Source organism: Priestia sp. YIM B13489 (genome assembly GCF_042787645.1).
Lineage (GTDB): Bacteria > Bacillota > Bacilli > Bacillales > Bacillaceae_H > Priestia > Priestia megaterium.
Window position 1 is genome coordinate 1,224,725 of the sequence record NZ_JBHZOQ010000053.1, and the last position, 15,693, is coordinate 1,240,417.

15 protein-coding genes are annotated in these 15,693 nt (G+C 36.9%); 3 read left to right on the forward strand and 12 right to left on the reverse strand.

Going from position 1 to position 15,693, the window contains the following annotated elements; translation table 11 throughout:
• Window positions 1–438 precede the first annotated feature (438 nt).
• Complete coding sequence (locus ACFX4W_RS12130) at window positions 439–630, forward strand: hypothetical protein (protein WP_013058411.1); 192 nt, start codon at window positions 439–441, stop codon at window positions 628–630.
• Window positions 631–1,027: 397 nt separating this feature from the next.
• Here the strand turns inward: ACFX4W_RS12130 and ACFX4W_RS12135 are convergent, their stop codons facing one another.
• From ACFX4W_RS12135 to ACFX4W_RS12165, 7 genes are all read right to left on the reverse strand, one after another.
• Window positions 1,028–1,195 carry a hypothetical protein gene (locus ACFX4W_RS12135; RefSeq protein ID WP_165574791.1) on the reverse strand — a complete coding sequence of 56 codons (168 nt, stop codon included), beginning with the start codon at window positions 1,193–1,195 and terminating at the stop codon, window positions 1,028–1,030.
• A gap of 409 nt (window positions 1,196–1,604) precedes the next feature.
• Window positions 1,605–2,114 (reverse strand): GNAT family N-acetyltransferase, encoded by a 510-nt coding sequence (locus ACFX4W_RS12140; RefSeq protein WP_043978728.1) that lies wholly within the window; start codon window positions 2,112–2,114, stop codon window positions 1,605–1,607.
• A 346-nt stretch (window positions 2,115–2,460) separates the two neighbouring features.
• A complete protein-coding gene (locus tag ACFX4W_RS12145) occupies window positions 2,461–3,147 on the reverse strand; it encodes an ABC transporter ATP-binding protein (RefSeq protein WP_280560080.1) in 687 nt (228 codons plus the stop codon).
• The gene (locus ACFX4W_RS12150; RefSeq protein ID WP_483879988.1) at window positions 3,148–4,332 is read right to left on the reverse strand and encodes an ABC transporter permease; all 1,185 of its coding nucleotides are present in this window, start codon (window positions 4,330–4,332) and stop codon (window positions 3,148–3,150) included.
• Window positions 4,333–4,381: 49 nt separating this feature from the next.
• Window positions 4,382–4,969, reverse strand: a complete 588-nt coding sequence (locus tag ACFX4W_RS12155) for a nucleotidyltransferase domain-containing protein (RefSeq protein ID WP_377559430.1) — start codon at window positions 4,967–4,969, stop codon at window positions 4,382–4,384.
• 465 nt (window positions 4,970–5,434) lie between these two features.
• Window positions 5,435–5,893, reverse strand: a complete 459-nt coding sequence (locus ACFX4W_RS12160; protein WP_237074947.1) for a GNAT family N-acetyltransferase — start codon at window positions 5,891–5,893, stop codon at window positions 5,435–5,437.
• Window positions 5,880–7,313 (reverse strand): class I adenylate-forming enzyme family protein, encoded by a 1,434-nt coding sequence (locus ACFX4W_RS12165; protein ID WP_377559433.1) that lies wholly within the window; start codon window positions 7,311–7,313, stop codon window positions 5,880–5,882. The genes ACFX4W_RS12160 and ACFX4W_RS12165 overlap by 14 nt, the downstream gene beginning before the upstream one ends.
• 154 nt (window positions 7,314–7,467) lie before the next feature.
• Here ACFX4W_RS12165 and ACFX4W_RS12170 point away from each other — a divergent pair, with 154 nt between their 5' ends.
• The gene (locus ACFX4W_RS12170) at window positions 7,468–8,025 is read left to right on the forward strand and encodes a biotin transporter BioY (protein ID WP_028408399.1); all 558 of its coding nucleotides are present in this window, start codon (window positions 7,468–7,470) and stop codon (window positions 8,023–8,025) included.
• 14 nt (window positions 8,026–8,039) lie between these two features.
• The gene (locus ACFX4W_RS12175; RefSeq protein ID WP_340447602.1) at window positions 8,040–9,134 is read left to right on the forward strand and encodes an acetyl-CoA C-acyltransferase; all 1,095 of its coding nucleotides are present in this window, start codon (window positions 8,040–8,042) and stop codon (window positions 9,132–9,134) included.
• 11 nt (window positions 9,135–9,145) lie between these two features.
• On the opposite strand, the gene ACFX4W_RS12180 is transcribed toward ACFX4W_RS12175, so the two are convergent.
• The 5 genes from ACFX4W_RS12180 to ACFX4W_RS12200 all read right to left on the reverse strand — a co-directional run bounded on the left by ACFX4W_RS12180 (window position 9,146) and on the right by ACFX4W_RS12200 (window position 15,693).
• Window positions 9,146–9,802, reverse strand: coding sequence for an MtnX-like HAD-IB family phosphatase (locus tag ACFX4W_RS12180; RefSeq protein ID WP_165575093.1), 657 nt, complete (start codon window positions 9,800–9,802; stop codon window positions 9,146–9,148).
• A 17-nt stretch (window positions 9,803–9,819) separates the two neighbouring features.
• A complete protein-coding gene (locus tag ACFX4W_RS12185; RefSeq protein WP_377559436.1) occupies window positions 9,820–13,026 on the reverse strand; it encodes an SNF2 helicase associated domain-containing protein in 3,207 nt (1,068 codons plus the stop codon).
• A 132-nt stretch (window positions 13,027–13,158) separates the two neighbouring features.
• Window positions 13,159–14,376 (reverse strand): MFS transporter, encoded by a 1,218-nt coding sequence (locus ACFX4W_RS12190; protein WP_165575092.1) that lies wholly within the window; start codon window positions 14,374–14,376, stop codon window positions 13,159–13,161.
• Window positions 14,376–14,915, reverse strand: coding sequence for an NADPH-dependent FMN reductase (locus tag ACFX4W_RS12195; protein ID WP_377559438.1), 540 nt, complete (start codon window positions 14,913–14,915; stop codon window positions 14,376–14,378). The genes ACFX4W_RS12190 and ACFX4W_RS12195 overlap by 1 nt, the downstream gene beginning before the upstream one ends.
• A gap of 139 nt (window positions 14,916–15,054) precedes the next feature.
• A complete protein-coding gene (locus ACFX4W_RS12200) occupies window positions 15,055–15,693 on the reverse strand; it encodes a response regulator (protein WP_162214315.1) in 639 nt (212 codons plus the stop codon).

Consider the following 15,693-nt stretch of genomic DNA (forward strand, 5'->3'; position numbering starts at 1 on the left):
ACTTCTCAGAGGAACGTTTGCATACCAAGAATGTATGATGCAAAGCTGCTTATTCCGGAAAAAGAACCCTGGACAGTGAACAGAACTGATTTAAGGGTTCTTCTACTTGATTGGTTCCTTTAAAAGTAATTATAGTAACTAAGATTGAACACGGTATACAGAGTGAAAACAGAAAAGACCTACCTCTTTTCAGTCAAAAAGATAGGTTTTTCTGTTTTACGGCTTTATCTAATGATACCTTATGATGCCAGCTTGAGTAGGTTGCTCAAATTATAAAAACATTTTCAATTCTGAAAAGCAAAAAACAGAATCCATTTTTCTCTAATCTAAGATGATTCCTTCTGATAAACCCTATTACGTTATTCCGACGTAATAGAAGAAGGATTTTACTTTTTAAAATAGAATAGTTCCTTAAAGAATCATAAAGGAGTTGATTTCATGTCTAAACAAATAAAGGATAGAAAAGAAATAAAACTTTTGGATTCTCAAATTTATTTATGTGATGAAATTAAAAAGTTGCTGAAGAAAAAAGAAAAAAGAAGTCTAGCTTTTGAACAAGAGTATACAGAACATGATATATTACACATTGCTTTAAACAGATTAATGAGTGAGTTAATCTCCAGACATTAAAAACGTCACCTATCATATTTGATATTTTTCGAAATAGATAAGTTTCATATAAAAATAGACAGAATATTTCATTAATATCTTTACTTTGTAAACGCTTTCATTTATACTAAGTATAGGTTGGATGGCATGAGTGGCTGTCATAGTATTTAGCGTAGGCGGGGCTGATACGAGGGAACAGGACATAGAAGAAATGTCCTTTTTTGTTTGGGCAACATTTCTTAGAAACTAGGAAATATTATAGAATACTTTCAAACGCTTTTTTACTTAGTATATCTTATCCAGTCTAGAAATTGAAAAAGACCACCTCTTCCCAGTCAAAAGAGGTAGCTTTTGTTAAAATTGAATTTACAGTAGTCGCTAGATAATGCTTTATTGCATCTTGAGTAAGTTGCTTAATTTAATAAACTGTATTCGTAGACAACATATTCACCGCTTTTTCTAACAGTAAAATATCTTCTTCAACCATTCTTTTCACATCGTCGAAATCAAGTTGAATATATTCTTCTTTTAAACGTTCTAATTCCCTGGCGAACAGGGATCCCGTATAGTACTTATGATTTGTCACTACTATTTATCCCCTTTGTGTGCTCTTAATATATGTAATTCCCCTTTATTTAGATTCACAACCAATTAAAGCAGGATTTATAAAAAAAATAATCCTTCCCTGATGCAGGCAAAGGATTTTTAACTTTATTGTAATAGGGAAAATACGTTATTAGTGTGGCCAGATTTGTAGTTTCATATACATACAAAGTTTGAAAATGTTATAATCACTCTAATTCTCTCTTACCTGAGTTTCATAGTTTATTTAGTAAATACTAAAGTACTTCGTATATTATTACAGTTTTATCATTTGTACCTGCGGGCGGCAAATAAATGATATATAAAATCATGATTTTTGTACAATACAAGCACTAGTTTTTTTACTTTCATGATAGCTGGTAAGCTTAGCTGTTTATGGTGAAGAAGTAAGTTTACTTGTTCCATTCTGAAGCTAATATACCCATAAAGTATGTATCTACGTACTTCCCATCCACATAAGCATGATTTCTTAATTTTCCTTCGGTAACAAAACCGATTTTTTCATACAATGCAATTGCCTGTTCGTTTATTCCTCTTGTAGTTAAATAGATTTTGTTTAAGCGGAGCTGTTTAAACCCTAGATCAATTATTTGCTCCATGGCTATTTGACCGTATCCTTGCCCTCTAGCTTCTGAAGATAAAAGAATTCCTATACTAGCTCTTCCATGTGCGTAGTCTATATCTTTTAGAAATACCCATCCAACTAATTCTTTTTCATCGCTTTCAATTCCTAAAATTAAATCGTTGTTCATTCTTTTCTTTTCTACTTCTTGTACCACTTCTTCATAAGTTAAAGGTGTCCTGCCTATCATTTGTATTGCCCGTTCATCATTTAACCATTTATGTAAGAATTGAATGTGAGCTGTTTCAAATGGCGTAAGGTGTATTCTTTTTGTACTCATTTTATCTACTCCTTTTACGTATATTGAATCTTTACCTTAATTAGAGTTAATTCATTAGTTTGAGATATTAAATCAATTATCTTATTTTCTTTTATGTTGATTATTTTACCATTAATTATAATTAAAGGAAGTTTTTCTTCAAGGGTTTCGGTTTCTTCCTTAGGAAATAGTTTATAAGCCTATCTAGATCTGTAAATTCACATACATACAAATCCAAATATTTCTCATTCGCTATCTACAACAACACCACTATGCAAAGCAATTAGTTAGCTAATAGTTTAGTTATTCACCTTATAAAAGAAAGAATAATAAGGTTAGTGGTATCAAGCGTCGTTATCTCTATCTGTTAGTTAATAACGTTAGTTAATATTAGTTTTCCATCCTCCATATGATATACATGATCGCAGTAAGCTAACATACGTTCATCGTGCGTGACCATGATTGCTGCTTTTTTTCGTTTTTTTACTTCACCCGCAATTAATTGCACTACTTCATGAGCACGTTCTGAATCTAAGCTTGCTGTTGGCTCATCCGCGAGAATAACGCCTGGCTGGTTAAAAAAGGCCCGGGCAATTGCTACGCGCTGTCGCTCACCGCCAGATAATTCATTAGGCATTTTGTTTATCTTATCTCCTAACCCAAGTTCATTCAGTATTTTTTTGGCAAGCTGACGATCCGCATGACTTGCTTTACCAGCCATTACTTTAATTAAAATTAACTGATCCATTACAGATAAGTAAGGAATTAAATTAGATGATTGTAAAATAAAACCTATTTCGTTTAAACGAAATTTGGCTAGCTGTTCCTCATTTAATAGCCCTACATCTTTTCCATTTACAATTACTTTTCCAGATGTTGACTTCATTAATGCACCGATAATAGATAGTAAAGTACTCTTTCCTGAACCAGATGGTCCTACAATCGCTGCCAGCTCTCCAGGATTAACCTTTAAAGAAGCTTCTTTTAAAACTGTTAGAGTAAAAGTTCCCTCCGTATATTGTTTTGTAACTTGGTGCAACTGAATACTGCTCATTTATTCCACCCTCCCTAAAGCTGTTAATGGATCAATTTTTGTAATTTGCCGGACTGAAACAATAGAACTTAAGAGACTGATAACTAATAACGTAACTGCATATAAAATTACTAATTTAACATCTAAATCAAAAGGCATATCTTTAGGGAAGAAAAGAGCCGTCACATATGTTATACCTATCCCCGCCAAAATCCCAAAGAACGACAGAATAAATACCTGGGAAACAAGAGCTTTAGAAATAAATCGATTTGAAGCTCCAATTGCCTTCATTACACCAAATTGAGGAGTTTTTTGAATTGTTATAACATAAAAGAAAACTGAGATGATAAAAGCTGAAATAACAATTAAAAATGAAAGCATCATTAAAATTGTTCCATTTTCCTCCTTATAACCAGGCATTCCTTTTACAGCGGTCGATTTTGTAACAGTTTTAATTCCTTCCACCTGTTTATCCAGCTTAGCTGCATCTAATTGAGGAGCTTTTAAAATAATAGATTGCACTGGATTTTTAATGCCGTTGTCAGCCCCTGGTGCTGCATACTGATACTCTCTCCAAGTGTCCATGTTCGTAAATAACACCGGTAAATGGTTGAAGGTTTCATTCTCGACAAAACCAATAATAGTTAGTTTCAGCTTAGAATTAGAAACAAGAATTTCATCTCCAACTTTATACCCTTCATCTTTCAAATTACTATTGGCTAGAACTCCAAATTTCTTGTTAAGTGAAAGTTGATTCCCTTCTATAACGTTTGGCTCAATGAAGGATCCTGCAGTAATTCCAACTACTGCTACATCTGTTTTCTTGCTGCTATCATCAGTTTTTTCTTTAGAAATTGCTCCCATTGATGATCCGAAAACAGCGGCATCTTTTACATCTTTGTTTTCTTTAATATCGTCAATTAAATTACCAGACATGATAGACTTGCTAAACGTAGCACCAGCGCTTTTCTCATAAACTACATAATCTACATCTAGGTTTTTAATTGTGGCAGCACTTAATGTCGAAAGGCCATTTCCCAGTCCCGATAAAATAAACACTAGCCAGGCAATTAAAACAATAATAATACTCATCATTACATAACGAAATTTAGCATGTTTTAATTCTTTAATTGCTAAAAACNGAAACCTTTTGTTAAACATCTGCATCTTTCCTTTTAAACTATTTTCCTTTATTATCTCATGCATTCAATACATAGATATAGTTCACATAATCAACATTCTAGGTAGTTAAATATTATGTAGTTAATTGCTCAATCCAAGAAGAAGACGGAAACTGCTTCTGCAGGGCTAAGGACAGCCATAATCTTCGTTCTTTGTTCATGAAGGGTAAATAAGATTTAAAGTCTTCTTCGTCTTTTAATCTCCCTTCTTTGGCTTTAAACAAAAGTTGCCATTCTGGTGCTACATACTTTCGGTTAAGAGAGTCTTCTTGAACAAATTGATTATATTTCATTGATATATGATGATTTTTCCGAAATAAGATATTATCTTCACTACGGTCCGTTAAAAGAATCTCGATGAAGTCTTCTTGGCCTCTGTGAAGATGCAAACCATACCTAGGAGGAGCTAAGTCTTTTAATGTCTGACAAAGCTCTAGCCTTCCTTCTCCTGGAATAGCTACATATATAGTCCATTCCGAAAAGTATGAAAGAACTTCCAAAGCATGTTCTCTAAAAATACAAATATCTACATCCTCATGATCCCTCGTTACTTTTCCTATTCCAAGATCAATAGCCCATCCGCCTGCAAAAAACCATGGATACTTAAAGTCTTTCATCACATTTACAGCAAAATCTAATTGGCTTGATTTTATGGCTGCCACTTATATGTCCCCCTATTTTTTATTAAATTATACCCTTTAGAATATGTATACGATATGCAAAGCTAGTTTACATAAACACTCTTTTCGGAACATACCACAAAAAAGAACCCTTTTGGGAGTAAGGGTTCTTAGGCAGAAAAGTATATATGGTATGAAGCTTTTTATACATCCTTGATATGAAAGGCTTTATCAGAGACATAGATGAAGAAAGAATGCATAGAAAAGCAGTTTTTTATATATGTACTAAACAGTTCAAATAGTTAATTTTATATTAAAAACAGCTTCTTTTCTTCTGCTAAAATTGAGTACAATTGCAAGATCCTTCAAGTCGCGCCGAATAGAAGGCTTACGTTGTCTTCAACAGGAGCATAAGGCTCTGATAATAATAAAGTGATTACTATATTTTCTTTCTTTTGACCATTTAATGTACAATAAAAAATCCGCGGATATAATCCACGAATTTTCTTACAGCTCTTTTTCCAAACAGTTAACTTGATTATGATGCAGCGGCTTAGTGGCATACTGTGTAAAATCAAGGCGCTCCCAAAACAGCTTGGCTCTAGGATTTTGAGACAGAACGCCAAGGCGAAGAACGGAAACTCTTTCTTCTTTTAGCTTGTCTTCAAACGCTAGATACGCCTGCGTTCCGAAACTAAAATTGTGGTAGGCACTATGAATAATAAAAGCCCCAATCCATGGATAGTCATCATTTGGGTTTTGTTTCATGTAATCGATAACCCCTACGTATGTATCGTCTGCTTTTATAAAGTAACTGTCCGTTTTTTCATTCATATATTCTTTAAAAAGCTCTTCTTCACTCCGCTCTTTTTTACCGTTTTCTAACACGTTATAAGCTTCGTTTGAATTGATAATCTCTGACACAATATACATCGTGTCAGCTGTAATAGGTTCAAATGAGATCATATGTCTTCCCTTCTTTCTCTGTAAAGTAGCTGTATATCGTTGCTTTATCAATTTTACCATTTTTCATTCGCGGAAAGGACGTTAAAACTCTCCATACGCGCGGGATTTTATAAGCAGATACTCGTTGTGTCAGCGCTTGTCTCACATCAGAAAGAGAAATGTTCTCTAAAACAATTGCTGCACCTACTACTTCTGAACGTTCAGCATCTGCTACGCTAAAAACGGCTGCTTCGCTAACGCCCGGTATTTGTAAAAGCAGCTCTTCAATTTCTTCGGCATACACTAAGCTTCCGCTGCTTTTAATCACGTTTTTGTCTCTTCCTACGATCGTAATGCTTCCGTCTTGAAGCTGAATCGCAATATCATGCGACGTAACATATCCATTAAAAAATGAGCGGTTCGTTTCTTCGCTGTCCTTAACAAACCCTTCAAATGCTTGAGTTGTTTTCACAAATAGTGTCCCTTTGTCTCCTTTTTCTACTTCTTTTCCACGCTTATTCAGGATTAAAACGTCTACACTGTTAACAGGATAGCCTACTGTATGAGGCATCGTTTCAGCTGTATGTGGTGAAAGCACCGTAACAAATCCCATTTCGGAAGATCCGTAATATTCATACAGATAGGCATTAGGAAATGCTTGTGAAAATTTCTTTCGAACGGAAGGAGATAATTTATTGCCTACTGAAATCACGGTTTTTGGCAGAAGTCGTTGTTCTTTTGGTCTGCTTTGTACATAACGAAGCAATGGAGAAATTAATGCAGGTGTAATAGACATACAGTTAGCTTCCTTGTTAAAAACAGCCGAAGGTGTAAACGCTTCTAGCATGATAACGTGCATACCGCTGCAAAGCGCATGCAAAACTGGGTAAAGCTGGGCAGAATACGAGATATGTAAAGGAACAAGCACTTTGTCGTGTTGCTCTAAAGAAAATATATCCGACCACTCTTGAAATGATGAAGACCAAGAATAATGCGATTTTACAAACCCTTTTGGTCTCCCTGTTGACCCAGAGGTAAATCCAAATAAAAATAGATCGGACAGTGCATTCACTTGCCGTACGGGCAGGATTGGTTTTTCTTTTGTTATGTTAGTTAAAGAAGATGTTTTCCATAGCCAATTCGGGGATTGAATAGAAAAATAGGTATCCACTTCAGCCTCTGTTAGCTCATTATGTAAAAGCATCACAATTCCGCCGGCTTTTAAAATCGCTAAAAATGACACAACAGCATCTGCATTGTTTGGCATACTTAACGCAACGAGCTCTCCTTTTTCCATCCCTTTTTCTTTCAGCTGATTTTCGGCTTTACATACATGATCCCACATTTGACCATAGCTTAGCTTATTAATAGAATCCGATAGTGCCAGTTTGCCAGGCGTTTGTTGACACTGATAAAAAATTAGTTCTTCAATTCGTTTCATTACTGCTTAAACTCCCTTTTTCTTTTACTTTTAGTGTACCGTAAATGTACGTTTGAGAAAACAAAAATGTAAACTTTCATAAAAATTAAGTTGACTAATTTAAGTTTAATAAGATACGATAGTCATGTTTTATCATACATAGCGGAGGTTTACGATGAAAACAAAAGATATGACGTATGTTGCATTATTCACGGCTATAATGGGCGCTCTAGGACTCGTCCCTCCTATTTTTTTATCTTTTACACCCGTTCCAATTACTCTTCAGCCTATGGGTGTCATGCTGTCAGGAGGAATTCTTGGAGCTAGACTTGGAGCTTTAAGTCAATTTCTTTTTTTATGTTTGCTGGCGGCTGGCGTTCCTTTACTTGCTGGAGGACGCGGAGGAATCGGGGTATTTTTGAGTCCGAGTGCTGGGTATATCATTGGCTATGTGTTTGCAGCTTTCTTTATTGGCTGGACGCTGTCACGATTAAAAAATGTAACGGTTGCAAAGGCATTTGCCGTAAATGTGTTATTTGGGATTGGGTTGGTATATGCATGCGGCATTCCTGTACAGGCACTACAGCTTCACATTCCATTTCTAAAGTCCCTTCAACTAAGCTTTGTTTATCTTCCAGGTGACTGTATAAAAGCAGTGGTCGCGGCTTATCTAATTACAAAAGTTCGAAAAGCAGTAGCGGTACCTGGTCGTTCTAACACGGCTTCTATGTAAGGAAGTGATGACTTATCTATCAAGCAGCAATTGTAAAAGCGAAGCGTACGGTCATTGGAAAAGAAAATGGTCTACTGAAAGATTTTCATGTTCAAGAGCTAACGGCTCCTTTATTAAAACACCTTAGCGCTGGAATTGAATATGAAATCGATGACATTATTTTAGGGAATGTTGTAGGTCCAGGAGGAAACGTAGCTAGGCTATCCGCTTTAGAAGCAGACCTCCCTTTTTCTATCCCGGGAATGACCATTGATCGTCAGTGCGGAGCTGGCTTAGAGGCCATTCGAATGGCCAGCTATTTGATAAAAGCAGGCGCTGGAACGTGTTATTTAGCTGGAGGCGTTGAAAGTACAAGTACTTCTCCTTTTGAAAAAAGAGCACGTTTTTCTCCTGATAAAATTGGTGATCCTGACATGGGGATCGCAGCAGAAAACGTAGCTCAGCGATACAATATATCTAAAGATCAGCAGGACAGATATTCTCTTTTAAGTCATGAAAGAAGCTGGGAGGCTTTTGAAAAGAGGTTGTTTGAAGAAGAAACGCTTCCTCTGCCAAACGTGATGCACGATGAAGCATTTATGAAAAAACGAAACCTAACAAAGCTGCTGCAAAAAGCCAGCCCCGTCTTTTTAAAAAAAGAAGGCACCGTCACTGCAGCCAACAGCTGTGGAATTAACGACGGAGCCTGCATTGCCCTTGTGATGGAAGAGCAAAAAGCACGGGCCTTAGGCTTTCAGCCCGTTTTGCGTTTTATTGACGCTGATATTTCAGGAGTGTCACCTCTTTACCCTGCTATTGCACCAGTTTCTGCGATTAAAAATATCTTGAAGCGAAATTCTCTTACGGTAGATGATATTGACTTATTTGAAATCAATGAAGCCTTTGCCGTTAAAGCTGTCGCTTGTATGCAAGAACTGGGAATATCACAAGAGAAAGTGAATATTCGCGGTGGAGCATTGACCTTAGGACACCCGTACGGAGCATCAGGAGCTATTTTAGCTACGCGTCTTTTTTATGAAAGCAAGCGCCGTGACGTGCGATATGTCATAGCGTCTTTAGGAAGCGGAGGCGGAATAGGAACAGCGGTATTATTTGAAGTAATCAAATAATACCGCTGTTTTTATCTTTTTCTTATCACGTTGTGTTGTATTAAATGTTGCTCAATATCTTCAAATGTCTCAACCGGAACAAATGAAACGTTTTGTTCGCGCAGTAAATCTTGCAAAGAATCTTTTGCAAATGTGACGTCTGCATGTTTTGCCGGATGCGAATCCGGCTCGCTGTCTCCAGCAAAATAAATCGTTTCGTATGCTTCCTTTAGTTCTTGAATAACAGCAGATTTATCAATGCCGTAGCGTTCTGAATGCCATCTGTGAGCAGGATCTAGACGCAGATGAACGTTGTTTTGATGGAAATAGCCTTCATTCGAATAAACTTCCACTTTTTCAACACCGTATTTATCTAAAATCGGTTTAATATAGTACGTTGTTCCAGCGCTTAAAATATAAAAATCTCCGCCGTTTTCCTGAACAGCTTTAATAAAAGCGGGCACGTATTCATCAATTGGAATATTCGCTACTTCTTCTAAAATTTTCGGTTCTTCTTGATGAATGGATTGAAAAACAGTAGATAAAAAATCAATATCTTTCATTTCTCCTGCTTTCCATCGGCGGAAAAGCTCTTCACCTTCTGGAAAATACTTTTCAATCACAATCCAGTAAAAATCTTTTTTTGAAATTGTTCCATCAAAATCTGATACAAACGCCCATTTTTTCATTCCTTACACGTCCTTTGCTACATACTAAGCAGTTCTCGAAGCTCTTCTTCTGTCAAACTAGAAAGCATTGTTTCTCCCGGCTGAATAACCTGTTCGATGAGTTCTTTTTTCTTTTGCTGCAAGCCGTAAATTTTTTCTTCGATGGTTCCTTGAGAAATAAGCTTGATAACCTGCACAACATTTTTTTGCCCAATGCGGTGTGCACGTCCTGCTGCTTGTTCTTCAATCGCCGGGTTCCACCATAAGTCATATAAAATAACCGTATCGGCTCCCGTTAAATTTAAGCCTGTGCCTCCGGCTTTTAATGAAATTAAGAAAATGTCTTGTTCTCCATTATTAAACCGATCGGCCATTTCCACTCGTTCTTTTGATGGCGTTTGACCGTCTAAATAAAAGTATGAGAGATTTTCTTTTTGGAGCTCTTCTCGAATAATGTGAAGCATGCTTGTAAACTGAGAGAAGATTAACAAACGTTTTCCGTTGGCAACCGCATTTCTTGTAATCTCAAGCAGCTGCTCTAATTTGCTTGAATCCCCTTCATAATTTTCAACGAATAAAGACGGATGACAGCAAATCTGGCGAAGTCTTGTTAATCCTGCCAAGATCTTCATTCGGTTTTTATTAAAATCTTCACCGGCTAAAGATGATTTTAACTGTTCTAAATACCCTACATATAATTCTTTTTGTTCTTTAGTCAGCTCAGATAAATGAGTTGTTTCAATTTTATCAGGCAGTTCTTTTAACACATCCTTTTTTACTCGTCGCAGTAAAAATGGTCTTACAATTCGACTGACCTGCTCCGATGACATGTTTTTAAACTGGCGAAGCCCTGGAAATAAGCCAGGAAGAATGGTCTGAAAAATTGACCAAAGCTCATCAAGTGAGTTTTCAATAGGCGTACCGCTCAGCGCAAAACGTTTTTTAGCTGAAATAGTCCTAACAGCTACTGCTGTTTTCGTTGTATGATTTTTAATACTTTGAGCCTCATCTAGAATTAAAGCATGAAAATGAAGATGCTGATACAAATCGATATCTTGACGCAGCGTTGGGTAAGATGTAATCCATACGTCAGCTGTGCGTTTTAGCTTCTCCTCACGCTCGCTCGGCGTTCCTGTAATGGTTTGAACCGTTAAATTCGGTGCAAATTTCTCCAATTCGTTGCGCCAGTTATAAATCAAGGAAGCCGGCACAACAATTAAAAAAGCACTGCTATCTTCATCAAGCTCTTTTTCAGATAGGATATAGGCAATGCTTTGAAGCGTTTTTCCAAGCCCCATATCATCAGCCAGCACGCCTCCTAAAGAGTAGTGAGCCAGAGATTTAAACCACTTAAACCCATTGTACTGATAATCACGCAGTGATGCCTGCAAGGATTCCGGTACTTCCCAATCCATTTCCTCTGGAGATTTGAGCTGTGTAAGTAATCTTTTAAATGCTGAGCCGAACTTAGCCGCTGATTTATCACCCGCACTCATAATCTCTTCCACTTGCATTCCTCTGTATAAAGGTACTTGCAATGAGTTATCCTTTAAGTCTTTCTCGGTTACGTTCAGCTCACGAAACAGATTTTGAATATGCTCAAATCCTTCGTTTTCAAGAGGAATAAACGCACCGTTATCTAGACGATGATAGCTTTTCTTTTCTAAAACAGATTTTAAAACATCTTGAACGGTCTGATGATTAATGTCTCCTAAATCAAAATTAATTTCTAATAATCCATTGCTGTTTTTGATGTCAACCGTTGTTACTGGCGCAGAAAAATCCGTATAAGCATAATCTTTCATCTCATCCGTAATATACACATCCGCTATTTCATCAAGCTTTGGAACAATATGAAACAAAAATTCATATAAAGATGATTCATCTTGATTTAAATACAGCTGGTTTTTATAAATGTTTAAAGGAGCTGTTTCAATTAAATCCATCACGCGGTCTTCTTTTTCTAAATCTCGTATTAAGATTTTATCGTACTTTTCAGGTTGAGGTGAAAATGGATTAATTGAAATCTCCCCATAATGGTACCGAAGCGTCACAAACAGCTGTTCATCTTCCTGGTCAATAAATACTTTTGCTTTTAGTTCAGGTGCAATAATCTGATGGGATACTTCTTTTGTGATATCCACTTTCCCCACTTTTTTTAGTCCTGGAACGACGTGAGATAAAAAATTGCCCATCTGCTCTTCTGCTATAGGTACGACTGGCTTCAAAGGCGCCGTTTTTCGAAGCCCTTCAAGAAGCATGCGCTGATCTTGAGATAGCTCATAAAACGTCCCCTTTAAAAATAGCCACCCGTATCGATCAAAAAACGAAGCTTGATGAAGCTCCGTAAAGTCTAGTTCAAATCCAGCTGCCGGGTGCTTATTTAACTGAAACGAAAAAGGAGCTGAGCTTTCAGCAAAGATAATATTTTCATATGAGTGCCCGTCATGAATAAATGTAAAGTTCCGATCTTTGAGCAATTGAAATAACCCTTTGGCTATGATGGAGGGAATGATTAGTTCTCTGTTATTTGCAGACGAACGATACATGGAATAAGAATTTTTATAAAACGATTCATTTGTCATAATATCCATCAGCAGCTCAATGATTTTCCTATCTTCTTCTATAAAAAAATGTTCCGCTGGGTCATATTCGAAGCGCTTGGTAAATTCGTGAGTTTTAAATTCTTTAGCGTCTGTTAAAAATTCTTGAATGTTTTTTACTACGTACGTCCGATCGACGCCTACTTTCATTTCAAGCGCTACGTACATTCCTTCTGAACGTAAAAATTCTTCTGAGTAAGACTTGCAAATAAATTCCACTTTCAACGGATCTTTATCTGCATACTTTCTGTGGTCGCTTATTGTTTGCTGATAGCTCGAAAATAAGTCGATAAAGTGATTTACATTTTCGTATTCTTTGCTTTGGCGAAAAGGCTTTGTTTTAATTGGCTGCGGCTTTGCTCGCTCATCGCAAATGGTTAATAAAACAGCTACTTCGTGTTTGCATTCTGAAAACTCGTGATAAGCAGGACAATCGCAGAATGAATAAAAAGAATTTCCTTTTTGTTCAACCATTACTGTATACATTTCCGCACCTCGAACGGATGCTGTCCACGTAGTGGTCTGTTCATTGTATTCCAAATCAAGCACACGCCCCTGCTTGTAATACGTGTGCCCTCTATAGTACGTTCTGCTTGAGTACGAATCTTTTAATTGTTCTTTGTTTAATGTTTTATTTATCATCGCTTCACAATCTTCCAATCGCATAACAGTCAATGCTGTTTCTGTTTAATTTCTATTCAGAACAAATAATGTTCAACGTCATAAACGTTGAACATTATTTGTCAATTCCTCTATTATAACATGCAACAGACATTATAAAACACTCTTAAGCAATGCGGACTGTTTTCGCTGTTTTCTTTTGTAGAGTATCCAACCTGCTCCAGCGGATGATAATAAAAGCAGGCTAAGGCCTAAAAAAGCCAGTCCTATACGATCGTTAGCCGTAACGTACGTAAAGAAGAAAATCAGTAAAATTCGAATACCTAACGTGATAAAGCGAAAAAAGCTGTCGACTCTTCCCACGATGATATTCGGTATTTTCTGCATCATAAACGTATTTCGAGCTACTCTTGTACCTGCATTTGCAAAAGCAAGAAGAAACACAATAGAAAAATAAACCGACAAAAGCTTCATAAAGAAGATGATAGATATTCCGAGTGCAAAAAGGCTTATATTCAGCATAATCGCTAGCTCTGTGCCTGTTCTTTTCATAATAGATACGATAAATACCCCTGCCGTTAACGCCCCCAAACCATATACAGCACTTTCAATCCCATATGCTGCTGGACTTGCGTTTAATTCTTGAGTCAGATAAATAGGAAATAAATAGTTCGTCATCATCACAGCGATGAAAGGCATAAAAGAAAGCAGTAAAAAAATAGAGACCGAGCGATTTTCTTTTATAAATGTTAACCCTTCTTTCATAGCAGTGTGTTTCTTGTCGTTTCGTTCCCTGTTTTGTTTATATGGAATACTCAATAGACAAAGAAATGCAGCTATATACGTAGCTGCATCGACTGTTAAAATCCATTGAAGCGACCAACGAGTAATGACTAGACTCGCCAAAGCTCCTGCAAGCATACTCGATAGCTGCCCTTGTATTTCCATGATACTGTTTAATGATTGAAACGCGTCTTTTGAAAAAACTTCTTGATTTAACGCGAAAATCGTTGGATAAAAAAACGTGTAGTAAAGGTTTCCAGTTCCATACAAAATAACGTAGTGAATCGTTGAATAGTCTGTAACAAAACCGACGATTACAAATAACATGACCGTGATAAAACCTGTCAATTCTACGGTTAACAGCAGTTTCTTTCGTGACATTCGATCAATAAGAACGCCGATATACGGAGTAGCCATAAAGCTAATCACCGTCATAATCAGCATAATCGTACCAAATAGTCTATTTCCATTTGGAGATGCAACTAACAGTAAAGGAATGGCAAGCATCGTAATACCGGAGCCGATAGAGGATAAAACATTAGCAGCTACTACGGCCTGAAAGCGCCGGTCTTTGTAAAGCGCCTTCATCAAACATTTTGCTTAGCTTCTAAAATTTGCTTAGACACTTGTGTATACAGAGTCAGCTCATTAACTAATTCATGAATTCCGTCAGCTGCGTTTTTTCGTAAAGTCCCTTTTTCCACGATGTCTGCAGGGTCTAATACCAACTGCTTAGATAGAACATTCGCATACAAGGCGCGTGTAACGGTTCTAAGGTTATTTAAAGCATTAATGCCTCCTTTTCCTCCTCCTGATACTGCTAAAAGTGCTACGGGCTTATGCGCAAAATACGCACTGTTTAAGAAGTCAAACGCGTTTTTTAACGCTCCGCTCATAGCTCCGTGGTACTCGGGCGTCGCAAGTAAAATACCATCCGCTTTTTCTATTTTTTCAATTAGCTCTTGTACTTCTTCTGTTTCATACTGATGAGGTTCACCTGTGAATATAGGAAGCGATAATTGGCTTAAATCTAAAAAAGCACTTTGATAGCTTTTGTGAAGCTCTCTCGTCACTTGTGTTGTTCGACCTGTTTCTCTGGGACTTCCATTGATAATAAATATGTTCATGCTTATCTACTCCTCTGTCGTTTGGTTATATGTATAGTATAGGGATGGCTGAACTTTTTTTCGTCATGCTATTGGTAGAAAGAAAGCTACCAATATAGACGGAGAAGCACAGAGAAAAACCTACAACTAAAGTCGTAGGTTAGGAAATTCCGTGCTGAACAGCATATAGAGCAGCTTGCGTGCGGTCTTGAACCCCAAGCTTGGATAAAATATTAGACACATGTGTTTTTACTGTTTTTTCTGTAATATGTAAGGCAGCACCGATTTCTTTGTTGCTTTTTCCTTTTGCAATTTCTTTTAATACGTCTTTTTCTCGTTTTGTTAAGTGATCAATAAAATTGACTTTCTTTTCGCTGCTTTTGGTTAACCGTGTTAGCAAGTGTGTGGTGACTTTTGGATGAAGCTGATTTTCTCCATTCATTAGCTTTCGAATAGCGGCTACAAGTTCATCGGGGTCACTTTCTTTTAGCTGATAGCCTGAAGCTCCAGCTTCTAATGCCGGTATCACATGGTCTTGATCCGAAAAGCTTGTTAAAATCATGACTTGTATATGCGGTGCTTGTTTTTTTAATTCTTTTGTTGCTTCGATTCCGTCGAGAACCGGCATCGATAAATCCATTAACACAATGTGTGGTTCTAGGGATATTGCTAACTTTAAAGCTTCCTCTCCGTTAGAAGCTTCTCCTACAATTTCTAAGTCTGGCTGCGTCTGTAAGAAAAAAACAAGCCCTTTTCGGACAACGTGGTGATCATCTGCGATTAGAATCTTTATTTTCAT